Here is a 26194-nt window from a genome sequence, read left to right as displayed (position 1 = left end):
AACCCTTGACCGGGAGGATGTGCCGCATCGCGTCCCGAATCGAGAATCATAAGAATCGATGCGGCTTGATTTGTCGAGAGTCCGCGGAGTCAAGAACGTAAAAAAATTGCTAACAGCGAAGCTTCTCGCCTCAGGTCGCGGCTGCCATGGCGCACGGTGAAACGTGGACCGCACGAATCTTCATGATGCTTCCTCCGGCTTGACGCGGAGGACACGAGCGGCCTGTTCCCGCATCGCCGCGGCACAATCGAGCGGGTGCGCCGATCGCCCCCATTATCGTCAGCAAGGACACGCCGGCAGATACGGCCGTGCCGCGGGCCGGCTCAGGTTCCGTCCGCCAGCGCACGACTGACGATGTCCTTGACATCGGCCGACAGCGCGGACGCGATCGCGATCCGTCGCAGCGCAGCTTCCGCCCTCGCGCGACGTCCCGCTTCGAGCGCGCGCCACGAGCGGAAGGCGGTTGCGAGCCGCGCAGCAACCTGCGGGTTCTTGCTATCGAGCATGAGCACGGCGTCGGCGACGAAATCATAGCCCGCGCCATCAGCCCGGTTGAACTGCGTCGCGTTGCCGTGGGCGAAAGAACCGACCAGCGCGCGAACGCGGTTCGGATTGTTCATGGAAAAGGCCGGATGTGCCATCAGCGTCCGCACCCGATCGAGGGTGCCGCTTTCCGGGATCATTGCCTGCAAGCCGAGCCACTTGTCGATGACCAATGGATTGCTTTCATAGCGTTCGTAGAAATCCTGCAATGCCTCGACGCGCTCCGGTCGGTCATGCAGCGAAAGCGTCGCGAGTGCCGCCATCCGGTCCGTCATGTTGTCGGCCTGGCGATATTGCGCCATCGCACGCGCTATTGCCGGGGGCTGTCCGGTTGCTGCCAGCAGGTCGAGCGCGGTGTTGCGAAGGGCGCGGCGGCCGGCGCTCGCCGCGTCGGGGCTGTAGGGGACGTCGCTCGCAAGCGAGCCATAGGTCGCTGCAAGTGGCGCTGCCAGCGCGCTGCCGATCGCGGAGCGCAATTGCGCGCGCGCGGAGAAATTTGCGCTCGGGTCGATATCCCGGGCGAGTTCGCGCGCGATGTCGGCTTCGATCGGCATGGTCAGCGACAGCGCAACGAAGGCCGGTTCGAGCTGCGGGTCGATCAGGATCGCATTCAGTGCCGCCAGCAGTCCGTCATCCGAGGCAAGCGACTCGCCTGCGCGCAAATGCGCTACATTCTTCAGAAGCAGACGGGTGGCGAGCGTCTGTACCGCCTGCCAGCGATTGAATGCGTCACTGTCGTGTGCCGCAAGCCGCCGCAGGTCCTCGGCCGAGAGATTGGCGGTCAGCTTCACCGGCGCGGAGAATTCGCGGTTGATCGACAGGACCGGACGTTCGGCCACGTCCTCGTAGACAATGGTTTGCGACGGCTGGCTGAGCGTTATGACATCGGCCGCCGGGCTGCCTCCCGATCGCAAGGCAATATCCGCGCCGCCCGTCCCGACGAGTCCCACTCTCAGCGGGATCACCATTGGTTGCTTTTCCGACTGACCCGGGGTCGGCGCCAGCGATTGCGACAATTGCAGTGTGAAGGTCTTCGACGCTTCGTCATGGCGGCCATCCGCGATCACCTCGGGCGTTCCGGCCTGGGAATACCAGAGCATGAACTGACCGAGGTCACGTCCCGAGGCGTCGGAAAAGCAGCGTATGAATTGTTCGATGGTCGCCGCCTCGCCGTCGTGGCGGTCGAAATACAGATCCATTCCCTTGCGGAATGCTTCCATACCAAGCAGCACGCGCAGCATGCGCACCACTTCCGCGCCCTTTTCGTAGACCGTCGTCGTGTAAAAATTGTTGATCTCGTGATAAAGCTCCGGGCGCACCGGATGTGCCAGCGGCCCGGCATCTTCGACGAATTGATGGGCGCGCAGGTTTCGCACGTCGCCGATCCGCTCCACCGCACGCGAACGCATGTCGGCGGAGAATTCCTGGTCGCGATAGACGGTGAGCCCTTCTTTCAGGCAGAGCTGAAACCAGTCGCGGCAGGTGATGCGATTGCCGGTCCAGTTGTGGAAATATTCGTGAGCGATGATGGCTTCGATCGCGGCGTAGTCGGCGTCGACCGCGGTGTCCGGCGAGGCCAGCACATAGCGGTCGTTGAACACGTTCAGTCCCTTGTTTTCCATCGCTCCCATGTTGAAGTCGGAGACCGCCACGATCATGAATACATCGAGATCGTATTCGCGCCCGAACGCCTCCTCGTCCCAGCGCATGGAGCGTTTCAGCGCATCCATTGCGTAGCCGCAGCGCTCCTCCTTCCCAGGCTCGACATAGATTTTCAGGGCTACCTTGCGCCCGGACATGGTGACGAATTCATCCGACACGCAACCGAGATTGCCGGCCACCATGGCGAAAAGGTAGGAAGGCTTCGGGAACGGATCGCGCCACACCGCATAATGCCGTCCCGCCGGCAGGTCGCCGCTCTCGACCAGGTTGCCGTTTGCGAGCAGTACCGGCGCCTGCGCCTTGTCGGCCTCGATCCGCGTGGTATACACCGCCATCACATCGGGACGGTCCGGAAAATAGGTGATGCGGCGGAAGCCTTCCGCCTCGCATTGGGTGCAATAGGTCCCGCTGGAACGGTACAATCCCATCAATTGTGTATTGGCCGAGGGGTCGACGGCGGTTTCGATCGTGAGCGTGAACGGGCGCTGCGGCGGCTGGGCGATGGTGAGCCGGTCGGGCGTTGCGACGAACGCGGCATCCGGCAGAGCCCGGCCATCGACCAGAACCGAGCCAAGGGTCAGACCGTCGCCATCGAGCACGATCGGCGCGGGCGTCGTGTCCGGGTTGGGCCGCAGGCGAAGTTCCGACCGGACACGGCTTGCGGTCGGATGCAGCGAGATATCGAGGCGCACCTCGTCGACCAGCCAGTCGGGCCGGCGATAATCCTGAAGACGGACGGGTTGGGCCTGCTCGGTTCGCATGGACGGGGCGTTTCCTGCAACAAATGGAGATCGGATGGCGTGAACGCGCCAAGCTCGTGACCTCCATATCGGGATTTTGTGTGGCCTGATAGAATGATTGCATGCAACCGACGCGTCCGGCATGACGCGGCAGTGCCTGACAGCAATGCATTGGCCTCGCCATACCGCAGCAATCCCACCCGCCCGGTCAGTCCGAAGGCCCCAGCAGCGCGTTGAACCGGCCGCGCACGCGTGACTGGGTCTCCTTCACATGAGCGTCGAGCGTCGCGAAATCCGGCACATCGGCGGCCCGCGCAAGCAGCCGCAGCAGGCCGGGGTCGGTTTTCTTCGGATCGAACGGACCTGACAGGCACAGCCGCAGAATCTGGCTGAGATTCTGATAAAGCTGCACGGCCGGCCGCAGCACTTCGGAATCCTCCGCCGACAGAAGCCCAAGGCGGGCTGCGCGCTCCAGCACCCGGGGGGTCGAGGGATCGAGGATCTCCGGATGTGCGGCGGCGTGCACAAGCTGAAGATATTGCGCGATGAATTCGATATCGGTCAGACCGCCCGCGGCATATTTCAGGTCCCAGCGGTCGGCTTCGCCCTTCTCGGCCGCTATCGCCATCCGCATCTCATAGGCATCGCCCGCGATCGTGCGCGCGTCGCGGTTTCGTGCGAGCACGGATCGGATCAGAGCCGCGACCTGCTCGTCGAATTGCGGCGGGGCCGACACCACGCGCGCGCGCGTCAATGCCATGTGCTCCCAGGTCCAGGCCTCGCTCATCTGATAATCGCGGAAGGAATCGAATTTGGTGGCGACCGGACCGGAGCGGCCGGACGGGCGCAGCCGCATATCCACATTGTAGAGCGCGCCGTAATTGGTGTGCGAGGTCAATGCCGAAATCAGCCGCTTGGTCAGTCGCGCGAAATATTGCGCGCCGTAGAGCGGCCGCTCCCCGTCGGATTCGGGATGCGCCTCGTCGAAATCGTAGACCAGAATGAGATCGAGATCGGAGCTTGCGGTCATCTCGCGGCCACCCAGCTTGCCGAGCGCGAGCAACGCGGTGCGCTGCCCGCGAATACGACCATGGCTCAGCGCGAACAGATCCTCGATCTGACGATGCAGCGCGCGGATGATGACGTCGGCGAGCCTTGCAAAGGCTTCCCCCGCCTGCTCCGCGGAGACGGTGCCGGAGAGTATCCGTACGCCGATCAGAAACATGTGTTCGTGACCGAACAACCGCAACCGGTCGAGCATGTCCTCATGGGAGACCGATTGGTCGAGCGAGCGCGCGAGCTCGCTCGTGAGCGTCTCTGCATCGGGCAACGCTCCGAAGAAGGCCGGATCAATCAGTGCGTCCATGACCTGCGGCTGATGCGACAGAATGTCGGCAAGCCGCGGCGCGGTGCCGAGCATGAGCGCGACGAGCGCGAGCAGATCGTGGTTTTGCAGCAGCAGCGAAATAAGCCGCGCACCGCCGGCTGCCTGCAGGCCGGCCAGGAACCTGTCGAAGGCGACGACCGCCTGCTCGCGATTTTCGGTGCGCGCCAGATGCTCGATCAGGTGTGGTACCAGCAGCCTGAGCTGCGAGCGCGCGAATTCGCTGCGCAGCGCAAGATACCTGCCGCTCAGCCAGCCGCGTACCGTCCCCGAAATCTCCAGCGGGTTGCGAAACCCCATCGCCGCGAGGCGGTCGAGCGTATCTCGATTGTCTTCGTCGGAAGGAAATTGCAGCGCCGCCTCGGGCGCGGGCACCATCGGCTCGAACAGCCTCGAATAATGCTGCTGCACGTTGCGAAGATGCATGAGCAGGACTTCCGCGAAGGACGCGGTGTCGTCGTAGCCGAGAAAGCGCGCGAATTTCAGCAGTTCGATCTCGTCCGAGGGCAGGCTGTGGGTCTGCTCGTCCGCGATCATCTGAAGGCGATGCTCGACGCGCCGCAGGAACAGATAAGCCGCCTCCAGTTCGCGCCGCGCAAGCCCGCCGACCCATTGTCCGTCCGCCAGCGCCGCCAGCGTCGTCAGGGTCCGCCGGTCCCGCAATTCCGGATGACGGCCACCCGCAATCAGTTGCTGAGTCTGCACGAAAAACTCGATCTCACGGATACCGCCGCGACCGAGCTTGATGTTGTGACCGGCGACCGCGATCTCGCCGTGACCGCGATAGGCATGGATCTGCCGCTTCATCGCATGGATGTCCGCGAGCGCGGCAAAGTCCATGTACTTGCGCCAAATGAAGGGCGACAATTCCTTCAGAAGCTTTTCGCCGGCCTCGATATCGCCGGCGCAGGGGCGCGCCTTGATCATCGCCGAGCGTTCCCAGTTCTGGCCGCGATGCTCGTAATAATCGAGTCCCGCCGCAACCGAGATCGCCACCTGGGTCGAAGCCGGGTCCGGCCGCAACCGCAGGTCCACTCGGAACACATAGCCATCCGGACTGCGCTCCTGCAGCAGCTTCACGAGCCCGCGCGTCACCCGGATGTAAAGCGCGGAGGGTTCGGTGTCCTTCGGAACCGCGGGGGCTTCGGGATCGTAAAAGACGATCAGGTCGATATCGCTCGAGTAGTTCAGTTCGAACGCGCCCATCTTGCCCATTGCGAGCACGATATAGCCGGAACCCAGTTCCGGCCTCGACGGATCGGGCGGCGCCAGCCGGCCACGCCGCACCGCATCGTTGAGCAGAAACCGAACGGCTCCCTGCACCATGCTGTCGGCAAGTTCCGTCAATGCGCGTGTGACCTGCAGCATCGGCCATACTCCGCCGATATCGGCGAGGGCGATCAGGAGCGCCGCCTCCGCCTTGGTGAGGCGGAGAAGCCGCATGGCAGCAGCCTCGTCGGTCACGCCGGACACTGCACCGACAACGCCGTCGATCAGCCTCTGCAGATGGCGTTCCGGATTTTCACGCAGGATCCGGATCAGGCGATCCGGATCCGCGCGCACGAGGTCGGAGAGATAGGGGGAAAAATCGAGAAGCGAGGCCGTCAGTTCGCGTGCCTTCGGTGCCGCGTCGAATATCTCTCGCAGTGCCGACCCGTCGGACGGGGCAAGCTCGGAGAGCCAGTCATCGAGCCTGGCGAAACTCTGCATCGGCGCAGGCAAGTGCGGCGCCTGGGAAATGCGTGCGGCAAGGATGCCGGATGATCCGACGGCCTCGGGGATGGTTTGCTGCGTAGCGCCCGGATTCATCGCGACCGGCATAGACCATCCGGGCCAAAAAGGGGAGGCTATCGCACCTCCGCCGGCTGGCTATGCACCGGGGCCGTCTGTTGCTGCGGCCCGCCACGCGGCAGCATCAGTTCGGCCCGAAGGCCGGGCGAATTTTCCTCGAGGCGCAATTCGCCGCCATGCAGGCGGGCCACGGCCGAAGCGAGGCTCAGGCCAAGCCCGGAGCCGGGGATCGAACGGCTGCGTTCCAGCCGAACGAAGCGCTCGACGACCCGGCTGCGCTCGCCTTCCGGAATGCCGGGTCCACGGTCGCCGACGCTCAGCACAACGTGATCACCCTCGGCGCGCGCGCTCACGGTCACATTCGTCGACGTTCCGTTGGTCTTCGCCGCCGGACCGGCATATTTGATCGCGTTGTCCACGAGATTGGCCAGAGCCTGGCTGATCAGTTCGCGGTTGCCGCGCAGCGGCACCGCGGCGGGCGCGTCGACTTCGAGCGCAAGCCCCTGCTCCTCCGCCAGAGGCTCGTACAATTCGCCGACACTGCGGGCGGCTTCGGCCGCATCGAAATCGACCATGTTCTCGCGCGCCTGTCCGGCTTCGGCGCGGGCGATCATCAGCAGCGCGTTGAACGTCTTGATCAGCGAATCCGATTCCTCGATGGTGCCCTCGAGCGCGGCGCGATAATCCTTGTCGCTGTGCGACGTGCGCAGCGCCTCCTCGGCACGGTTGCGCAGCCTGGTCAGCGGCGTCTTCAGGTCATGCGCAATATTGTCGGAGACCTCCTTGAGGCCACGCATCAATGCCTCGATTCGATCGAGCATCTCGTTCAGATTTCGTGCCAGCCGGTCCAGTTCGTCGCCGCTGCTGCCGACGGGCAGCCGCCCGGACAGATCGCCACCCATGATCGTGCGGGTGGTTTCCGTCATCGCATCGACCCGCCGCAGCACGCGGCGCGCCACAAAGAAGCCGCCGACCAGCCCCAGCACGATCACCACCGCGGCAGACCACTTCCCGGCATTGAGCACCACATCGTACAGACGCTCGCGCTCTTCCAGATCGCGCCCGACCAGAAGCCTGAAGCCGCCCGGAAGGTGATAGACGCGCAACAATGCGCGATGCAGGTCGGAGTTTTCGCCCTCCTCGATCCGCCGATAGAAAGTCTCCGACCAGCCCTGTCGGTCAAGGACGCCGGTCGGCAGCGAGCCGACATTGCCGGCGAGCCCGTCTCCGCCCGGGGCGGTCACAAGATAGAGGCTGGAGCCGGGCCGCCGCGAACGCGCTTCCGCGATCAGCGTCAGCCGTCGGATCCCGCCGGCATTGAACTGCTCGACCAAACCGGTGATCTCGGCGTTCACGACATCCGTCACCTGCTCGGTGAACAAACGCTTGGTGTTGAGCGCGAAATATCCGAGCAGGAACACCGCGAACAGCGCAAAGACGACGAGATAGACGATCGTCAGCTTGAACGCGGTAGTACGAAACAACTTGCCGAGCGCCGCCATCATCGCCGCATGTCGGCCTTATTGCGCGTAGGCAACACCCGGGCCCCCTTCCGGTGACCTTCAGTTTCGCGATCCGTCGCGGACCATGTACCCCGCACCACGGATCGTGTGAAGCAGCGGCTGCGAAAAGCCCTTGTCGATCTTGGAGCGCAAGCGCGAGATGTGAACGTCAATGACGTTGGTCTGCGGATCGAAATGATAATCCCAGACATTCTCGAGCAGCATGGTGCGTGTCACCACCTGGCCCGCATGCTTCATCAGATATTCGAGCAGCCGGAATTCTCGCGGCTGCAGGACGACCTCTTCCTTGCCGCGCATCACACGATGCGACAGGCGATCCAGTTCGAGGTCGCCGACACGATAGACCGTTTCCTCGTTGCGGCCGCCGCGGCGGCGCGCCAGCACTTCGACGCGGGCCAGCAGTTCCGAGAAGGAATAGGGCTTGGGGAGATAATCGTCGCCGCCGGCGCGCAGACCCTTCACGCGGTCGTCGACCTGGCCAAGAGCGGAGAGGATCAGGACCGGTGTCTCGACCTTCTTCGCGCGCAACTCGCCGATAACAGACAGGCCGTCGCGCTTCGGCAGCATGCGATCCACGATCAGCACGTCGTAGTCGCCATCGAGCGCCATCGCCAGGCCCTCCTCGCCGTCGATGGCGTGGTCCGCGACATGGCCGGTCTCGCGAAAGGCGCGGACGAGATAGTCCGCGGCATCGCGATCGTCCTCGATGATCAGCAATCGCATGGTGTGAAGCTGCCCGGTGGCGTCCGAAACGGAATCGCCTGTTACGGGGGAATTTGCAAGCACGGTGGGGTCTGGGTGCAGAGACATGAGGGGGTGGCGACTTTTACGCTACTCCGCCACCCCCTCGTTGACCCCGAACCGGCGGGGGCGACGGTTGCCGGTTTCGGGGCTCGACCTGTCGCGCCCGCAATCCGGACGCGTTTTCCAGTTCAGGCGGGGCAGGTCTGCACCTGTCCCAATTTGCGGGGGCGGGCCTGAGCCCGCCCCCAGGGTTTCGTGGCACCGGCGGGGGCGACGGTAGCCGGCAACACGTCCCTTTTCCGGTGCACGCGGTCGCTGCCGACCGCGTGCAGTCTCGTTATGCGCGGCCGGCGGGGAGCGCGACGAAGCGGGTGCCCTCACCCGACTTGACGCGCATCAGCACGGTGCGCTTGTTGTCCTTGCGCGCATCTTCGAGCGCCTTGCGAACATCGGCCGGGTCGGACACGACCTTGCCGGCAACTTCGAGGATGACGTCACCGGTCTTGAAACCGCGCTCGGCGGCCGGGCCATCGGGGGCGACGCGCGTTACCACCACGCCGTCCTTGCCCGAACCGGCAACCGAAGCGGCCGGCGCGAGTTGCAGGCCGAGCACGGCTTCTGCAGCCGGCGCATTGCGCTCCTCGTCACCGCCGCGACGCAACTCCGCCTGCGACGGCAATTCGCCGAGCGTCACGCTCAGGGTCTTCTCGCGGCCGTTATCGAGAACGGTCAGACGGGCCTGGTTGCCGGGCGCCATGGATCCGATACGGCGGGCGAGTTCGCGCGAACTGGCGATCCGCTCCCCGTTCACCGCAACGATGACGTCACCGGACTTGATGCCGGCTTTTGCAGCGGGGCCATTCGACGTGGGCTCCGCAACCAGAGCTCCATCGGTGTTCTTCAGACCCATGCTGTCGGCGATGTCCTTGGTGACCGGCTGAATCTGCACGCCGATCCAGCCACGGGTGACCGAACCCTTGTCGCGCAGTTGCTTCACCACCGAGTCAACGGTCGATGCCGGGATCGCAAAGGCGATGCCCACCGAACCACCCGACGGCGAGTAGATCGCCGTGTTGACGCCGACGACGTTGCCGTCGATGTCGAAGGTCGGGCCGCCGGAATTGCCCTTGTTCACCGGGGCGTCGATCTGCAGGAAGTCGTCATACGGGCCGGCGCCGATGTCACGGCCGCGTGCGGACACGATGCCCGCGGTCACGGTCGAAGACAGGCCGAACGGATTGCCGACCGCCAGCACCCAGTCGCCGATGCGCGGAGCGCGTTCGGCCAGCTTGGCATACGGGAAGTCGTTGCCGTCCACCTTGATCAGCGCGAGATCGGTGCGCGGATCGGTTCCGATGACCTTGGCCGAATAGATCTTGCCGTCGTCGGTCTGAACCTCGACCTCATCGGCACGATCGACCACGTGGTTGTTGGTGACCGCATAGCCGTCCGGAGAAATGAAGAAGCCCGATCCCTGGCCGGAACTGCGGCGCGGACCGCGTGGCATATCGGGCATGCCACGGTTCGGCATGTTGGGGAGCATGTCCTCGCCACCGAAGCGGCGGAAGAAGCGTTCGAAGCCCTGCGGGAACTGGCCCTGGAACGATGAAACCTCCGGACCCGTCTTCACCTTGACGCGCACGGCAAACACGGCGGGTTTCACTTTCTCGACGATATCGGCAAAGCCGACCGGCCGTTGCACGGTCTGTGCCTGCTGCGTGACATTCTGCGCAACGGCAACATTGCGCGCCGCATCGGGCGCAACGAACAGGGCCGCGGCCCCGAGGCTTAGAATTGTGGTGCCGAGCAACAAAGCCCGGCGTCCATTCAGGAAGCCGCCCGGGCTGGGAGGCAGGGTTGGTGTCATCTGGTTCAACTCCATCTTCGCAATTTCATGACGCGCCGGGCAGGCTTCGCTTGGGACGATTCCCGGCGTCGTTCGAGAGACAAGATGGGGTGGGACGCCTTACGACCACCTGTCGGCGGGATTAAACTTTGGTAATGGTGCCAGAGGAGATAAACCAATAAAAATCAATGACTTACATTCAAAATTGGGGGCATTCGGGAAATCCTTCGGGCAATACAATTGCGTGAGGCGGTACCGAGGCTTTCCGAAATCTCGCTCTTTGACCCGGCCCGCGACATCTTTGAGCGGTCGGCGCCGGCACCCTGTGTCGACGGAAGGTGCAGGCGGCCTGTCAGAAATGCGGAGGCCGACCTGTGTGCGGATTTCGAGGGCGTGACCGTCCCGGGTCCAGACGGGACGACAAACTACGCTTTGGTCCGCGGGTCGCTGTCGAGCAGCCGCGCAATTTTCCGCTCTTCCTCGGCGGTCAGAGGCGACGCAGGCACAGCTGAATCCTGGGCGGCGCCGCCTCGCCGCATCGCCAGAACCAGCACGATACCGCCCACGACGAGCAGACCGGCCGGCAATATCCAGAGCAGAAATGTTTTCGCGTTCAGCGGCGGATTGAGCAGGACGAAGTCGCCGTAGCGGGTGGTGAGGAAATCCAGCACCTGCTTGTCGCTGTCGCCTTCCTTCAGGCGCTCCCGCACCAAGAGCCGCAGATCACGGGCAAGCGGCGCGTCGGAATCGTCAATCGATTGATTCTGGCACACCATGCAACGCAACTCGCGCGACAGATTGCGCGCGCGTTCTTCAAGCCTCGCATCGGGCAGAATCTCGTCGGGTTGCACAGCGCGCAGCGGCGGGCCTTGCAGGAGCACGAGCAACGCGATGGCAAGACCGAAAGTCCGCATCGCCCTACTCCGCCGGCTGCAGCTTCGGCTTCGCGGCGCGCGGCGCGCCGACTCGCAGCCTGCGGTCCGACAGCGAGAACGCGCCCCCGATCACCATCACCAGAGTGCCGAGCCAGATCAGCAGCACCAGCGGCTTGTGGTAGAGCCGCACGGCAATCGAGCCGTCGCTGTTTGCATCTCCAAGCGACAGATAGATCTGGCTGAACCCACGCGTCATCAGCGCAGCCTCCGTCGTCGACGAACTGCGCGCGGCGAAGGTGCGCTTGGACGGCTCCATCACGCCCAGGAATTCGCCGTTCGACTTGACGGTGAATTTCGCGACGAGTTCGCGATAATTCGGCCCCGGTCGCGAGATCAGATTGTCGAAAGTGAGATCATAGCCGCGGACTTCGACCGACTGGCCGGGCTTCATCGTGAGGATGCGCTCCGCACCGTAATAGGCCTCCGAGGCGATACCCAGAAGGCAGACGCCGAGCCCGAAATGCGCGATCGTGGTCCCGATGGCCGAGCGAGGCAGCCCAGCCAGGCGGCGCAACGAGCTGCCAGCCGGAAGGCGGAATAGCTGGATGCGCTCCGCAAGATCAATCAGCGCGCCGGTCATCGCAAAGAACGCGACGCCGATCAGGAACGGGGCGAGAACCGGCCCGCCCTGCGTGATCGCGAAGACCGCGCCCATGGCCATCAGCGCCACCACGAAAGCCAGTGTCAGCCGCTGGGCCGCGGCGTACAGATCGCCGCGTTTCCAGGCCAGCAGCGGTCCGAATGGCATCGCGATCATCAGCGGCAGGAAGAGCGGACCGAAGGTGGCATTGAAGAAGGGCGCGCCGACCGAAATCTTGTCCCCGGTGAGCGCCTCCAGCGCGAGCGGATAGAGCGTGCCGACAAACACCGTGGCGCAGGCCGTGGTGAGCAGGAGATTGTTGAGAACCAGTGCGCCCTCCCGCGAGATCGGCGCGAACAGCCCGCCCTGTTTCAGCGCCGGCGCACGCCACGCATAGAGCGCCAGCGATCCGCCGATGAAGACGATCAGGATCATGAGAATGAAGACGCCACGCATCGGATCGCTGGCGAAGGTATGTACCGAGGTCAGCACCCCGGAGCGGACGAGGAAGGTCCCGAGAAGGGAGAGCGAGAAGGCGAGGATGGCAAGCAGGATGGTCCAGACCTTCAGCGCATTGCGCTTTTCCATCACCACCGCCGAATGCAGAAGCGCGGTACCGGCGATCCAGGGCATCAGCGAGGCGTTTTCCACCGGATCCCAGAACCACCAGCCGCCCCATCCGAGCTCGTAATAGGCCCAGTAGGAGCCCATCGATATCCCAAGGGTGAGGAAGCACCAGGCCGCAAGCGTCCAGGGGCGGACCCAGCGCGCCCAGGCGGCATCGATCCTGCCCTCGATCAGCGCCGCGACGGCAAACGAAAACGAGATCGAAAAGCCGACATAGCCGAGATAAAGCAGCGGGGGATGAACCGCGAGCCCGATATCCTGCAAGACCGGATTGAGGTCGCGGCCCTCGAATGGCGGTCGCGCAATCCGCGCGAATGGATTCGATGAGCCGAGGATGAAAAGGAAAAAGGCCGCAGCGATCCAGGATTGCACACCAAGCACATTGGCGCGAAGCGTCTGCGGCAGATTGCCCCCGAACACTGCGACCAGCGCACCGAACAAGGCCAGGATCAGCACCCACAGCAGCATCGAGCCTTCGTGATTGCCCCAGACGCCGCTGATCTTGTAGATCAGCGGCTTCGCCGAATGCGAGTTCTCATAGACGTTGAGAACCGAGAAGTCGGAGGTCACATAGAGCGTCGTCAGCGCCGCGAAGGAAATCGCAACGAACAGGAATTGGACCAGCGCGACCGGCTCGGCGATCCCCATCAGCAGGCGATCGTTCAGTTTCGCGCCGACGATGGGCAAGGTCGCCTGTATCAATGCGAGCGCGAACGCCAGCACCAGAGCATAATGGCCGATCTCGGCAATCATTTCGCTGCCTCGCCCGGCTTCTTGCCGTAATCATCCTTCCAGTGGCCCTGCTTCTTGAGCGCGTCGGCCACCTCCTTGGGCATGTAATTCTCGTCGTGCTTGGCGAGCACCGTATCGGCGCGGAACGAGGTCGCGTCGATCAGCGTGCCCTCGGTTACCACGCCCTGACCTTCACGAAACAGGTCGGGCAGGATCCCGCGATAGCTGACGCGCACGACATTCTTGCCGTCGGTAATGTCGAAAGTCGCGTCCACGTCCTTGCGGATGACGGTTCCTGGCTGTACGAGCCCGCCGAGCCGGATGCGGGTGCCGGATTGCACCTTCTTCTCGACCACGTCGGTCGGCGAATTGAAGAACACGATGGAATCGCGCAGCGCTGTGAGCACAAGCACGGCTGCGACCGCAAGCACCACCAGCCCCGATCCGATCAGCACCAGACGCCGCTGTTTGCGGGTCATGTCACATCATCCTTCAATGCCAAGCCCCTTCGCAAGATCGTCGAGGCGTTTGCGTTTCTCTGCATCGTCGCCGATGGTGTTGCGCGCGGTGAGAAAGGCCTCTTTCGCCTTTTCCTTCTCGCCCATCACCGCATAGGCGCGCACCAGGCGCAACCAGCCTTCGAAATCCGACGAATCGGACTTCAGCCGTTCGGCCAGGCGATCCACCATGCCGCGGATCATCTCCTGCCGTTGTTCCGGCGTCAGTTGCTGGGCCGCCGCCATATCCTCCTGGGTTGGTCCCGGCTGCGGCGCTTTCGGTTCGACCGGCTCAACCCCTTTCGGTTCCACGCGGGCGAGAGACCGCTGCAGCAGCGGCCGGAACGGCGCGTTGGGTGGAGCGGAGGCCAGCATCGCCCGCCACACGCGCGCGGCCTCCTCCGGTCGGCCATCCTGCTCGGCCGCGAGGCCGGAGAAATACTGCGCCTTCGTGTTGCCGGCATCCGACTTGAGCGCGCGCTCGAAGCTCGCCTTGGCGTCGGCGGTCACGACTCCATTCGCGGCCGCGACCTGCGCCTCGCCGAGATCGGCCTCCCGTTCCGCGGTCGCGCCCAGCAGGCGGATCGTGTTGGCGCGTGCCCGAACCGCCTCGTTGAAGCGACCCATCCGCATATAGACCGGCGCGACGACCTGCCAACCCTGGCCATCATCCGGATTCTTCTCCAGATGCGCCTCCACCTGCGCCACCATGCTTGCGATCGATCGGTTTTCAGCCGGCGCGTCCAGACGCGCTGCGAGCGGCGCGCCCGGAAGCTGCGGCGAGCCCCACCTTAAATAAAGCCCGGCCGACAGCGCCGGCAGCAGAAGGAGCGCAACCAAGGCCGTCATGCGCCTGCGCCAGACCGGAGAGGACGCGCTGGCCGGGGCCGCCTGCCCCGACAGATCGGCGGCGGCGAGGAGCCGCCGCGAAATCTCGACCTTTGCAGCCTCCGCCTCGGCTTTCCCAATCAGTCCGGACTTGCGGTCGCGCTCGATCTCGTCGAGCTGGTCGCGATAGACCGCGACGTCCTGGCCGCCCGCCGCGGCGTCCGACGGACGGCGCGACAACGGCAACAGCACGGCGAAAATCGCCGCCGCCGTCATCAGGGCGAGGATCAGATACAGGCTCATGCCGGTGGGTTTACATCACCCGCGCGCGGTGCACAAAATACCGATCCGGTGATCGAGAGTCCGTCGCCACGTTCGAAACCGGCCCGGAACCCGGCAATTGCCGGCTGTCCGGTGGCAGACCGCCGGGTGCGGCGCCGCAGCCTACGCCTTCGCGACACGCCGCTCCGCGCCGGCGGCAACGTCACGCGCCTTGAGCAGCAGCGCGGCATAGTCGTCACCGAAAGCCTTGCGACAGAAGCGCACGGCGGCATCGAGCTGCGATTGCCGGAAAGCGCGGTCGGATTCTCCCGCCACACGCAGGTTTTCGACCAGAGCTGCGGTCGCGGTGTCGAGATATTGCTCGATTTCGGACCAGGTCCGCGTGGTCAATTCGCTTAGCGCAAGTTCGCTCGCATGGGCGCGGCAGGTATTGACGAACTCGATCTGGGCTTCGGTGTCGGATACGTCGGTCTGATCGAGCGAGGAGTTGGGCGCGATTTCCTTGATCGGGCGCGGTCGCAAGAGCCTGCGGATACGGCCTGGCAGCGTTTCGATCTCGCCCTTGAGGAGATCAGAAACCTGGGTTCGAAGCGCCGCGAGACGGCGGCCCCATGGCGATTCATGCGAAAAGTTGATTTCGGTGCGCAACCCCCGGGCCGCATCGTGGATGCCCTTGAGCAGCGCCCCGACCGCAAGCCCCCGACCTGACCGAAGCTCCGCCTTCAACTCATTGATCATGCGCTGGATCTCGCCCAGCACGATGTCGACGGTCATGGCGTAGGGAGTATCGGCGATGCGGCTGGCATTGTCGGAACCGGCTGCGCGGGTGGCAAGCCGTATCAATTGCCAGGGTGCGGCGAGACGGCCCATCGTCATGACGAGAACGAAGACGAACAGCGTGCGGCCGCCGGCGGCCGGCGATTCAATCGTCGCCTTCAGGGAGTCGATATTGCTGTCGTCCAGCGTCTTGATGTGGTTCGGCAGACTCGGCCCGAAGGACGCAAGGATTTCGCGCGCCTGGATGACGGTCAGAATCGCGCTGATATCGTCGATCGCGTGCGGCGTGCCTACCTGTCCGACGAGCCGTCGCGTCGTCTTTTCGTCGGTCTTCGCGGCGGCAAGCGCTTCCTCGATACGGACCACGGCGCGATCCTGAAATGCGCGCGCCAGCTGTTCCGCGCGCGGTGCGTCGCCATTTTGAAAGGCGAGCGCGACCTGGTCGGTGACCGCCTTGGCTTCTCCCGGCATCAAGTCACGGCAGATCCATTCCCAGACCGGATCGAGCACGGTCCGCGGGACGCGGCCGGGATGGCAATGGGTTCCGCTTTCGTCGACCAGAATCGGTTCAAGCGGCTGGAAGAACAGGCGGGCGAGGTTGCCGGGGCGCTTCGGGCGGGCATTGTCGCGGGCGTCGCGGCGCAGTTCCTGCAGCACGAGTTCCGCGCCAGGCATGTCCTCGCCACGCAGCACGCCGCGCTCAAGCTCTGTCATCAACAGCGCGCGCGCCTCGGGGCTGAGGTCCCTGAGATATTGCCGCAAACGCTCGACGAGACGCCCGTCGGCCATACGCACCACTCACCGCTACCGCCCGAAGTCAACGCAATAGCGGCTGCGTGTTAAGAAGCGGTTAGGTGAACCCCGTCTTGAGGTCAGACCAGGGTCCAGGTGCCGTCGGGATTGCGGCAGGCCTCGCCACGGGCGACCTGCGGGCGGCCGTCGATATAGATCGTGTGCGTGAAGCTGCGGCAGGGCAGCCCGCGACGGTCGAATTGCGGTCCGGGCACGATCGTGCCGCGGCGGCCGGAATCGGGATTTTCCCACCCCACCGGGGCGCCCGGGGCGCCGCGGTCGAGCGCTTCCATCTGTGCGTGATAGGCGCGGCGCTTGTCCTCGTCATCCATGGCCGCGCCGATCCGGTTGCCAATCAGGCCGCCAATGGCGGCGCCTGCCACACCGGCGGCGATCCGTTCGCCGGTGCCGCCGCCGATCTGGGAACCGATGGCCGCACCCGCGAGCGCCCCGACCAGCGTGCCGGTATTTTCACGCGGACCGGTTCCGGTGGCCGGGTCGCCGGCGCAACCGGCGACGAACGCCGCTCCCGCGATCACTGCTCCGATCGAACGCATGCCCCCTCCGGTGCCACTTCCCCGACGCCGCGAGAGATTGCGGCGAGGCATTTACTAAACAACAGGGAATGCGGCATTTGATTGGCCGCGCCCGTCCGTCTAGGGGACGTTATAGCCACCAAAACGTAAAGAAACCGCGCCACGCCCAAGACGACGCTTGCGGCGGAGCGCCGGCAGACACTTGCGCAATCGAAAAATTCGATGCGTTCGCCGACCACAATATTAAAGTCCGGGCGCTACAAGGCGGCCATTCGACCAACATCGGGGCCTCACATGATTGTCCGCGCCGTCGCCATCGCACTTCCATTGCTGACCGCGGCGGGCGCCGCACTCGCCTGCACCGCGGTCGACATGATCGCCGCGGACAAGAGCGTCGTCGCCGGGCGGACGATGGAATGGGCCTACGACATGAAATGGACGCTGGTCAGCCAGCCGAAAGGCACCACGCTCTCTCTGATCGCACCGAAATCGACCGGCCTGCCTGCGAAGACGGCGGTGACGAAATATCCGGTGGTGGGTGTCAGCGCCGGAATCATTCCCGGCGGCGCGCTGCTCGACGGGCAGAATTCCGAAGGGCTCTCGATGAGCGCCAATTTCCTGCCGGGCTTCACGCAATACCAGACGGTCACGCCGCAGGATAAGGAGTATCAGTCCGTACTCACCTTTGGCGCCTGGGCGCTCGGCAACTTCACCAATGTCGCGGAACTGCGCGAAGCGCTGAAGACCATGAAGGTATGGGCCGACGATTCGCTTCCGACCGGCCCGACGCCCGCAACCCTGCACTTCGTCTTCGTAGACCGTGACGGCGGCGGCATGGTCGTCGAGTATGTCGGCGGCGAGCTGAAAATCCACGACAACATCGCAGGCGTGCTGACCAATGCGCCGACCTATGACTGGCACATCAACAATATCCGCAATTATCTGAGCCTTTCGACGATCGGCGTGCCGCAGCGCGACATCGGCGCGGTCAACCTCACCCAGCTTGGCCAGGGCGGTGGCGGAATCGGCATGCCGGGCGACTACACGCCGCCGTCGCGATTTGTCCGCGCCACGATGCTTCGCAAGGCGGCGACGCAGCCGAAGACCGCAAACGAAGCCGTCCAGACCGTCGCCCATATCCTCAACAATGTCGATGTTCCGGTCGGCGTTGCGCAATATCGCGAGCCGGACGGCACGCTCGGAAACGACTACACGCAATGGATCGTGGTCAAGGACCTGACCAACAACGTGCTCAAGATCGCCGACTACAACAACCGGCTGAACTATCTGACCATCGATCTCAATGCGGTGTTCGCCGACGGCAAGCCGATGGCGAAGCTCGTCAACGATCTCCCCTATCCAAAAGCGGTGGCTGGCCCGGAAGCGTTGCGGCCGGAAACCAACGCGGCGGCATCGAAATAGGACTCACGCCGCCGGCAGCACCAGTTCGGCGCGCAGTCCGCCGAGCGGTGCGGTACCCAGCGTCAGGCTGCCGCCGTAGAGGCCCGCGAGTTCGACCACGATCGACAGACCGAGCCCGGAACCGGGCTTGGTCTCGTCCAGCCGCCGTCCGCGCCGTGCCACCTGCTCGCGCTCTGCCGGCGTGAGGCCCGGTCCGTCGTCGTCCACGATGACCCGGATCACCTGCCGCTCGTCGTCGGTGCGCTCTTTCAACACCTCGATGGAGACACGCGCCTGCGCCCATTTGCAGGCATTGTCGACCAGATTGCCGACCATCTCCTCGAGGTCCTGCCGCTCGCCACGGAATTGCGCGTCCTCGGGCGCATCGACCTTGAGACGCAGGTTCTTGTGGCGGTTGATCTTTTCCATGCTGCGCGAAATGGAAAGCACGACCGGCGCAACCTCGGTCACGGTGCCCACGACCGTCAGCCGAGCCGCCATCCGTGCGCGCTCGAGATGCCGCGCGATCTGGTCGCGCATGACGTCGGCCTGCTCGCGCACCTTCTGCGCGAACGGATCGTCGGCACGGGTCGCGGCCTCGTTCATCACCACGGAGAGCGGCGTCTTCAGCGCGTGCGCCAGATTGCCGACATGGGTCCGTGCACGCTCGACGATTTCGCGATTGGCATCGAGCAATGCGTTGGCCTCGCGCGCGAGCGGAGCGATCTCGACAGGGAAATTGCCTTCCAGCCGCTCGGCCTGTCCCGAACGGATGGCGGCGAGCTGTTGCGAGATGCGCTTGAGCGGCGCGAGTCCGAACTGAACCTGGAATGCAGTGGTGAGCAGCAGCACCAGCGCGAGCGCGCAGAAGGTGATGAACAGCGCGCGATCGAAGCTGCGGATGTCGTCCTCGATTTCGGCGGCATCGCCGGCCACGGCGACAAGGTAACTGCCCTCTTCGCCGAGGTCGACATTGCGTTCGACCAGCCGAAGCTTCTGGTCTTCCGGACCGTTGACATAGCCGGATCGCACGCTCAGCGCGGCCGCGGCGGTTGGTACCGGCAGGCGCGGCAGGCCGCCGTCCCAGAGCGAGCGCGACGCCCGGATTTCCGGCTTGGCGCTGTCGATCTGCGTCACCTGCCAGTACCAGCCGGACAGCGGCAATTCGAACAGCGGCTCGCTGACACCTTGGGCAAGCTTGTCGTCGGGGATTTCGGGAGCGGCAAGATCGGCGACCAGCGTCCGCAGATAGACCTGCAGCCGGCCGTCGAAGGCGCGCTCGACGGCGTCACGATAGAGCGAGGACAGAACGATGCCGGTGACGAGCACAATCGCGAGCGTCCAGCCCGCGGCCCACAGAAACAGCCGCAGCGCCAGTGAATTCGCGCGCATCGGCCGCCTACTCCGTCATCGCCTGGCTTGGAACGCTAGCGCACATCGGGCGGGGTCAGCAGATAGCCGAGCCCGCGCACGGTCTGGATCACATCGACCCCGAGCTTCTTGCGGATGCGGCCGACAAAGACTTCGATGGTGTTGGAATCGCGATCGAAATCCTGATCGTAGAGATGTTCGACCAGCTCGGTGCGTGAGACCACCCGGCCGGTATGATGCATGAGATAGGATAGAAGCCGGTATTCGTGGCTGGTCAGCTTGACCGGATTGCCGTCGACGGCGACCCGCCCGGTACGGGTGTCGAGACGGACCGGACCGCAATTGAACTCGCTCTTGGCGTGGCCGACCGAGCGGCGCAGCAGCGCCCTGACCCGCGCCAGCACTTCTTCCATGTGGAACGGCTTCGGCACGTAATCGTCGGCACCGGCGTCGAAGCCCTGCACCTTATCGCTCCAGCGGTCGCGCGCCGTCAGCATCAGCACCGGCATGGCGCGCCCGGCGCGGCGCCAGGCTTCCAGTACCGAAATGCCATCCATCTTGGGCAGGCCGATATCGAGGATCACCGCGTCATAGGGCTCGGTCTCGCCGAGATAATGCCCCTCCTCGCCATCGAACGCGCGGTCGACGACATATCCTGCGTCGGTCAAGGCGGTTGCGAGCTGGCGGTTGAGGTCGGGATCGTCCTCGATGACGAGGAGACGCAAGGCTGAAAACCCTCCGGATCAACCACCGTCCGTGAGCAGGCCGCTCGCGGCGTCGACGGTGGCGCGCGTGACTTTGCCATCCTGCGCGAGCAAAGTCAGCAGGTAGACCAGTCCTTTTGGCCCCTTGCAGAGCTTGGCGTCAACCACATCCGCCCTGCGGGCTCTCGCCGCGCGTATCGCCTTGGCGAGCGGAACCACCTTCCCCGCGGCCGCCACCGTCCGGCGCTGCGCCGGCGTGAGACATTGGCCGCGGGCCTGCGCGACGGAGGTGCGCAGCTCTGCCGCGCCAGCGTCGGCTATGCCGACGGGCAGCGCCAGCAAAGCCACAAAAAGAATCGGAAATCGGAGTGACATTGCCAGCGTCTAGAGGGCCAGCCGTGAATATGGGGTGAATGCGGCATGGCGGAACTGCGGCAAATTCATCCGGTCGGACGCTCGTGGTCCGCGGCCGGGTAAATTGCGAATGTCAAATCCGCTCCACTAGGCCGTGAAGCCGGAAAAGGTCGCATAGTCCGCAAGCGGCGCCCGGGGCGAGCGCCAGCCATTGATCGCGGCGGTCTCGTCGGCATGGCCGAGCGCCATGCCGCAATAGAGCATCATGTGCGGGGGCAATTCCAGGAAGGCCGGCACGGTGACATGCCAGAAGGCCCAGGCCTGCTGGGCGCAGGAATGCAGGCCATGGCCGCGCGCCAGCAGCATCACGGTCTGGATCAGGCCGCCGAGATCGGAATGCTGGGCCACGCCGAGGTCGCGGTCGATGGAAAAGAAAAGGCCGACCGGCGCACCGAAGAATTCGAAGTTGCGGGCGTATTGCCGGTAGCGCGCCGGCTTGTCCTCGCGCGGGACCCCGATCGATTTGTAGAGAAGCTCTCCGACCTCGAAGCGCCGCTTGCGGAAGGTCGCGTTCATCTCGGGCGGATAGATCGTGTATTCCGCACCTTCGCCACGCGGCAATTCGCCCATGCGCGGACGCAGCAAGGCTTTCAGCGCCTCAACCCGCTCGCCGGCGATCACGTCGATCCGCCATGGCTGCATGTTGCCGGCCGACCGCGCGCGCGCCGCGGTCTCGACGATGTCGCGCACGGTCTGTTCGGGGATCGGTGTCGGCAGGAAGGCGCGGCAGGAAAAGCGGGAGGCGACGGCGTCGCGAACGTGCATTGGGACAATCTCCGAAGACGCGAACACTCTTACGGAGACCGACCGGTTTCGCAAAGTTTTGCTACCCCCTCCCCATCACGAACACCCGCGCCACCTTCTCGAACGGCCGCGCGATGAAGAACGACAGGATGATTGCCTGCTCGTAACCGTCATAGGGCGGCGGCAGCTTGGCGATGCCCCAGCCCAGCCGGAAAGTCGAGTCGATCACGATCGCGCCGAAATGCACCACGCACGGATAGACGATCAGCGGACGTATCCATGCGGTCACCCACCAGCCGCGATCGGCCTCCAGCAGCTTCGCCTGCTCCTTGCGCGCCTCGATCTGCGCATTGACTTGGGCAATCGCGATCTGGGTATCGGCTTGCACCCCAGTCTGGAAACGCGCGAGGTCGTCGCTCGCCTTGCGCTGGAGCAGATCGGCCAGCCGCCCAAGCAACCCATCGAACGCACCGCCGCCGAACCAGCCGGCAAGCCTGAACAGGATCGTGGTCAGCATCTCAGCAATCCTTGCTTCCCACCCGGCCCGTGGTCACGAGCCGCAGCGCCACCGTCACGACGCCGATCGCGGCGATGATCTTCAGGGCATGCTCGGGCGGCAGCAACGGCGAAATGTCCACGAGTTGCAGCGCATCGAGAAGATCGAGCGCGGCACCGGCGAGCGTGACAGCGCCGCCAAAAAGCACGGTGCGCCAGCCTTTCAGCTTGTCACGCAGCCAGAGCAGCACCGCACTCATGACGTGATCTCCGATGACGGGATGACGGCCGGCGTCTCCTGCTTGCGCTTGTGCCAGAGCGTCCAGCCGATCCACGCCGCTGCCGCGCACAACACACCGCCCGCGACGATCGCAAGGACGACCGACCACGACGCACCGTAGGATGCGGCGGCCTGCGCCGCGCCGCCGCTCGCCACTACTGCGCCGGCGGATGTCGCCACCCGCGCGGTCGTCGGCTTCGGCACGCTTCCCTTGCCTGGAACCGCCGTATCGACGGAAGACGAAGGCGCTGTCGCGGCACCCTTCGACATGGCGAGCGCATCGCGCCGTACGTCGGAGACGCGCCGTCCCCAGCCCGCGCCGAATACCGGCCAGGTGCGCAGGCTTTTCAGGAAGACGAGCCGCTCATCGCAAAGCCGCCCGATCAGCGCGGACGGACTGGCGTTGCTTGTGTGCGCGATCACCGCATCGGTCATCGCCGTACCGCTGCCAAGACCGAGCAGCCGCTGCATCACCTTGGCTGCCCGCCCGATGCCGGAATTCACGCCATAATCGAACACCGCATAGTCGAGCCCGGCCGGCAATTCATCGCATCGCAATGCATGCCAGTACCGGGCGCGATAGATTTTCGCGGCATCCGCAAGCTTCATGTTGCGCACATCGGAAGCGGTGCCGCCCGCCTTGATGTAGCGGCGGTAATCGTGGATCGTGATTCCGAAGTTGGTCGGCCCGCCCGGATCCGACGGATGATTCGTATAGCCGCCCTCGTGCTTCAGGACGCGCGCGAGTGATGCATCGTAATTCGCTGCTGCCATGATGCGGCTCCTTACAGGTCGAGCCGCAGCGGCCACTTGCCGGAACTGTAGCGATAGGCAGCGAGCATCGCGATCGTTCCGAGAACGATCGCCCATCCGATCCATTCCATTTTGTCGTCTCCTCAAAGAAAAAGCCGCGCCCGAAGGCACGGCTTTGCGTGAAAGCGAAGGGACGCCGGCGGCGCGCCAGCGCTATGTCAAAAGACACTTTGGGTTGTATGGAATTAACTTCGTCTCTTTACCCAAGTGGAACTTGCCGCCGCTTCAGGCTGGAAACACGGTTCCATCACGCCTTCGCGTCTTGGCAGCACCACGCCTGCGTGCCAGAACGTCGCACTACTTGCGATTGCAAGCATTCCGGAGGGCGGCCCGTGGCACTGAATACCGGTAATCCGTATCTCGATGCGATTGGCGGTACATCGCTGCCGCTGCGCAACGGCCAACTTTACCTCAACTGGAGCTACCGCACGGATGGAAGCGGCGGCAATTGGGAGACGAACGAGGTCTATGCGTGGCTGCAGACCATCAACACATGGGGCACGATTGCGGATATCAGCTGGGAACCATCCGAAGATCCCCCTATCGATACCGACCCGAGACTACGCTCGTGGAAGGAAACGGCCGCCAAGATCCAGGAGATCACGGGGTCGGACGACCCGAACACCGCAGCGGTCGCCGACTCGCCGCATGACACGACCGGCATTCTCTCCGCATACTACAATGTGAATCACCCGGCGTGGACCGTGGCCGGACTCGAGGCCGGCGGCTACATGTTGATGACGATGCTTCACGAAACCGGGCATCTGCTCGGTCTCGAACATCCCCACGATCACCTCGGCGACACAGGCCTGTTCCCGGGGATCGATGGCAAGGACCCAAGCGGCAACGACGTCGATTTCGATCGGGACGGCACCTTGTTCGAGGCCGACGGCTCGCGCGATCTCGGCGATTTTGTTGGCGACAAGGGGAATTTCGATCACAGCTCGATCGCCTACTCGATCATGTCCTATAACGAGATTTTCGGCACCGATCGGGACGCCTCGGCGGATTTTGGATTGGGGTGGGCAGCGACCCCCATGGCGTTTGACATCGCGGCGATTCAGACGATGTACGGCGCGGTCGCAAAAGGGGCGGGCGACAACACTTACATACTCGGCCAAAATCCCTGGTTCTTTTGTATTTGGGACACCGGCGGTACCGACACGATCCGCTACGACGGCAGCGACATCGCCACCATCGATCTGCGCTATGCGACGCTCCGCGACGAGGCCGGCGGCGGCGGCTTTGTCAGCCGTGTGCTGGCCGAGTCGAGCCAGATCCTTGGCGGCATCACCATCGCCGCGGACGTGAAGGATTTCGACGGAAACGGCATTCTCGGCGTCATCATCGAGAATGCGATCGGCGGACAGGGCCGCGATACGATCATTGGCAACGAGGTTTCCAACGATCTCGACGGCCGCGGCGGCACCGACTCACTCAGAGGCATGGGCGGCAACGACCGGCTGACAGGCGGTGGCGACCGCGACAACTTTCTGTTCGACCCGAATTGGGGCCACGATACCATCACGGACTTTTTCCTCGGTGCCGAATTCACCGGCGAGGACCTGGTCTTCATCCAGGGCAGCGGCGTCGCGAGCTTCGGCCAGTTCGCAAAGAGCCTGACACCCGAAGGCCACCTGAAGCTGGAATTTCAGGGCAACTCCATCGTCCTGAACAACATTGGCCTGAATGACCTGAAAGACTACCACCTTCAGTTCAACCGCCGGGTCTCCGATGGCTACATATCGGGCGCCACCGTCTTTGTGGATGCCAATGGGAATGGTGAGCTTGACGGCGGGGAATCGTCGACGACAACGGACGCCACCGGCGCTTTCACACTGGCCGGATCGGGCCAGCTGGTTGCTTTTGGCGGAACCGATATCTCGACCGGGCTCCCATTCGCCGGAAAGCTGCTGGCGCCGTCAGGTTCGATCGTCATCACGCCTCTGACGACTCTTCTGGTCAACGGTGTCAACGAGAGCGACCTGCTCGCCGCCTTCGACCTGCCGTCTGGTTTTGACATCAGGCTGGGCGATCCGATCGCAGGCCTGCTGGCGGGCCATGCCGGCAGTGCTGCCGTCTTCGCCGCGGGCGCGAAGGTCATCGACACGGTCATCGCGATGGCCACCGCGCTGGCGGGCCTCGGCGGCGATGAAGCGGACGCCCTCAACGAGGCGTTTGCAGTGATCGCCGAGGCGATTAACAATCTCGACCCCGGCCAGACCCTCGACCTCACCGATCCGGCAATCGTCGCCAAGTTGTTCGATAACCTGGCGCAGCTTCAGGGCATTGATCCCGGCGCGCTGACCGGTGCCGTCGCCACGGCGATTGCGTCAAGCAATGCAACGATTGATCAGCATCTGGAAACCGACGGAGCGACCGACGATCTCCTGACCAATGTCAGCGACACGCAGGGCCAGCTCCAGTCCAACCAATCGCCCGCGGCGATCGACGATTCGGCGGTTGTCGTGAAGGGCAAGATCTTGCAGGGAAATGTGCTCGCCAACGATACCGATCCCGATGGCGACACTGTCCAGCTCGTCGGAGTCTCGGGCGGGACCATCGGCGCGAGCCTCGCCGGAAAATTCGGCCGGATCGTCTTCGAGGCCGACGGCGACTTCACCTATGTCGCGAACAAGAGCGGCCTGCCCACCCGTCCCGTTCCGCAGGACACGTTCGAGTACATCGTAACCGACGGCAATGCCGGCGCCGGCACGGCGCTGCTGTCGGTGCTCATCGTTGGCAAGAACCACAAATTTCAGGCCGGTGCCAACACGACCCTGACCGGCGGCGAGTCCAAGGACGTGCTCGATGGTTCGCTCGGAAACGCGGTTCTGATCGGCGAGAAATCGTCCGACGTGCTCATCGGCGGGGCAGGCAATAGCCATACCGGCGGCAAGGGCAAGGACATATTCCTGTTCCGGCCGGATTTCGGCGAAAACACCATCACCGATTTCGACATCAAGGGTGACCTGATCCAAATCCACGCCTCGGTATTCACCACCGTCGCGGATATCCTGGCGCACACGACCGATACGCTGGCCGGCGCCGTGATCGACGACGGTGCAGGCAACAGGATTACGCTCGCCGGTGTGTTCTTCGACCAGTTGCGCGAGAACGACTTTGTCATCGGGTAAGTGCCGCGAGGCGACG

At 64.3% G+C, this 26194-nt stretch carries 20 protein-coding genes; 2 read left to right on the top strand and 18 right to left on the bottom strand.

Going from position 1 to position 26194, the window contains the following annotated elements:
• Window positions 1-323 precede the first annotated feature (323 nt).
• The 11 genes from pepN to AB7F49_RS04280 form a co-directional block, all read right to left on the bottom strand.
• On the bottom strand, window positions 324-2966 hold the full coding sequence (gene pepN, locus AB7F49_RS04330; RefSeq protein ID WP_428520601.1) for an aminopeptidase N: 2643 nt from the start codon (window positions 2964-2966) through the stop codon (window positions 324-326).
• A 187-nt stretch (window positions 2967-3153) separates the two neighbouring features.
• A complete protein-coding gene (locus AB7F49_RS04325) occupies window positions 3154-6138 on the bottom strand; it encodes a bifunctional [glutamine synthetase] adenylyltransferase/[glutamine synthetase]-adenylyl-L-tyrosine phosphorylase (RefSeq protein ID WP_428520617.1) in 2985 nt (994 codons plus the stop codon).
• Window positions 6139-6176: 38 nt separating this feature from the next.
• Window positions 6177-7622, bottom strand: coding sequence for an ATP-binding protein (locus tag AB7F49_RS04320; protein ID WP_428520616.1), 1446 nt, complete (start codon window positions 7620-7622; stop codon window positions 6177-6179).
• Between the two features lie 60 nt (window positions 7623-7682).
• Window positions 7683-8366, bottom strand: a complete 684-nt coding sequence (locus tag AB7F49_RS04315; protein WP_428520600.1) for a response regulator transcription factor — start codon at window positions 8364-8366, stop codon at window positions 7683-7685.
• Window positions 8367-8724: 358 nt separating this feature from the next.
• Window positions 8725-10254, bottom strand: coding sequence for a Do family serine endopeptidase (locus AB7F49_RS04310; RefSeq protein WP_428520599.1), 1530 nt, complete (start codon window positions 10252-10254; stop codon window positions 8725-8727).
• 404 nt (window positions 10255-10658) lie between these two features.
• Window positions 10659-11147, bottom strand: a complete 489-nt coding sequence (locus AB7F49_RS04305) for a cytochrome c-type biogenesis protein (RefSeq protein ID WP_428520598.1) — start codon at window positions 11145-11147, stop codon at window positions 10659-10661.
• Between the two features lie 4 nt (window positions 11148-11151).
• Window positions 11152-13128, bottom strand: coding sequence for a heme lyase CcmF/NrfE family subunit (locus tag AB7F49_RS04300; protein WP_428520597.1), 1977 nt, complete (start codon window positions 13126-13128; stop codon window positions 11152-11154).
• On the bottom strand, window positions 13125-13586 hold the full coding sequence (gene ccmE, locus AB7F49_RS04295; RefSeq protein ID WP_428520596.1) for a cytochrome c maturation protein CcmE: 462 nt from the start codon (window positions 13584-13586) through the stop codon (window positions 13125-13127). The genes AB7F49_RS04300 and ccmE overlap by 4 nt, the downstream gene beginning before the upstream one ends.
• A 6-nt stretch (window positions 13587-13592) precedes the next feature.
• The gene (gene ccmI, locus AB7F49_RS04290) at window positions 13593-14735 is read right to left on the bottom strand and encodes a c-type cytochrome biogenesis protein CcmI (RefSeq protein ID WP_428520595.1); all 1143 of its coding nucleotides are present in this window, start codon (window positions 14733-14735) and stop codon (window positions 13593-13595) included.
• Window positions 14736-14876: 141 nt separating this feature from the next.
• Complete coding sequence (locus AB7F49_RS04285; RefSeq protein ID WP_428520594.1) at window positions 14877-16280, bottom strand: hypothetical protein; 1404 nt, start codon at window positions 16278-16280, stop codon at window positions 14877-14879.
• A gap of 83 nt (window positions 16281-16363) precedes the next feature.
• The gene (locus AB7F49_RS04280) at window positions 16364-16840 is read right to left on the bottom strand and encodes an RT0821/Lpp0805 family surface protein (RefSeq protein ID WP_428520593.1); all 477 of its coding nucleotides are present in this window, start codon (window positions 16838-16840) and stop codon (window positions 16364-16366) included.
• Window positions 16841-17113: 273 nt separating this feature from the next.
• Between AB7F49_RS04280 and AB7F49_RS04275 the strand changes: the two genes are divergently transcribed.
• Complete coding sequence (locus tag AB7F49_RS04275; RefSeq protein WP_428520592.1) at window positions 17114-18241, top strand: linear amide C-N hydrolase; 1128 nt, start codon at window positions 17114-17116, stop codon at window positions 18239-18241.
• Between the two features lie 3 nt (window positions 18242-18244).
• Here AB7F49_RS04275 and AB7F49_RS04270 read toward each other — a convergent pair whose 3' ends face one another.
• From AB7F49_RS04270 to AB7F49_RS04240, 7 genes are all read right to left on the bottom strand, one after another.
• Window positions 18245-19612 (bottom strand): ATP-binding protein, encoded by a 1368-nt coding sequence (locus AB7F49_RS04270; RefSeq protein WP_428520591.1) that lies wholly within the window; start codon window positions 19610-19612, stop codon window positions 18245-18247.
• A gap of 35 nt (window positions 19613-19647) precedes the next feature.
• Entirely contained in the window at window positions 19648-20316 is a 669-nt protein-coding gene (locus tag AB7F49_RS04265) for a response regulator transcription factor (protein ID WP_428520590.1), read from the bottom strand.
• An 18-nt stretch (window positions 20317-20334) separates the two neighbouring features.
• The gene (locus AB7F49_RS04260) at window positions 20335-20670 is read right to left on the bottom strand and encodes a hypothetical protein (protein WP_428520589.1); all 336 of its coding nucleotides are present in this window, start codon (window positions 20668-20670) and stop codon (window positions 20335-20337) included.
• A gap of 126 nt (window positions 20671-20796) precedes the next feature.
• Window positions 20797-21474 (bottom strand): nitroreductase, encoded by a 678-nt coding sequence (locus tag AB7F49_RS04255; protein ID WP_428520588.1) that lies wholly within the window; start codon window positions 21472-21474, stop codon window positions 20797-20799.
• A 61-nt stretch (window positions 21475-21535) separates the two neighbouring features.
• A complete protein-coding gene (locus tag AB7F49_RS04250; RefSeq protein WP_428520587.1) occupies window positions 21536-21970 on the bottom strand; it encodes a hypothetical protein in 435 nt (144 codons plus the stop codon).
• Between the two features lies 1 nt (window position 21971).
• Window positions 21972-22208 (bottom strand): hypothetical protein, encoded by a 237-nt coding sequence (locus AB7F49_RS04245; protein ID WP_428520586.1) that lies wholly within the window; start codon window positions 22206-22208, stop codon window positions 21972-21974.
• Complete coding sequence (locus AB7F49_RS04240) at window positions 22205-23002, bottom strand: glycoside hydrolase family 108 protein (RefSeq protein WP_428520585.1); 798 nt, start codon at window positions 23000-23002, stop codon at window positions 22205-22207. Before AB7F49_RS04240 ends, AB7F49_RS04245 begins: the two co-directional genes overlap by 4 nt.
• A gap of 371 nt (window positions 23003-23373) precedes the next feature.
• Here AB7F49_RS04240 and AB7F49_RS04235 point away from each other — a divergent pair, with 371 nt between their 5' ends.
• Window positions 23374-26178: an Ig-like domain-containing protein gene (locus AB7F49_RS04235; RefSeq protein ID WP_428520584.1), complete on the top strand. Its 2805-nt coding sequence runs from the start codon at window positions 23374-23376 to the stop codon at window positions 26176-26178.
• The last annotated feature ends 16 nt before the right edge of the window (window positions 26179-26194 follow it).

This window comes from Pseudorhodoplanes sp. (genome assembly GCF_050250235.1).
In the GTDB taxonomy this organism is placed as follows: Bacteria; Pseudomonadota; Alphaproteobacteria; order Rhizobiales; family Xanthobacteraceae; genus Pseudorhodoplanes.
Note: the sequence above shows the minus strand (reverse complement) of the source record. Positions and strands in the feature narration are given on the sequence as shown.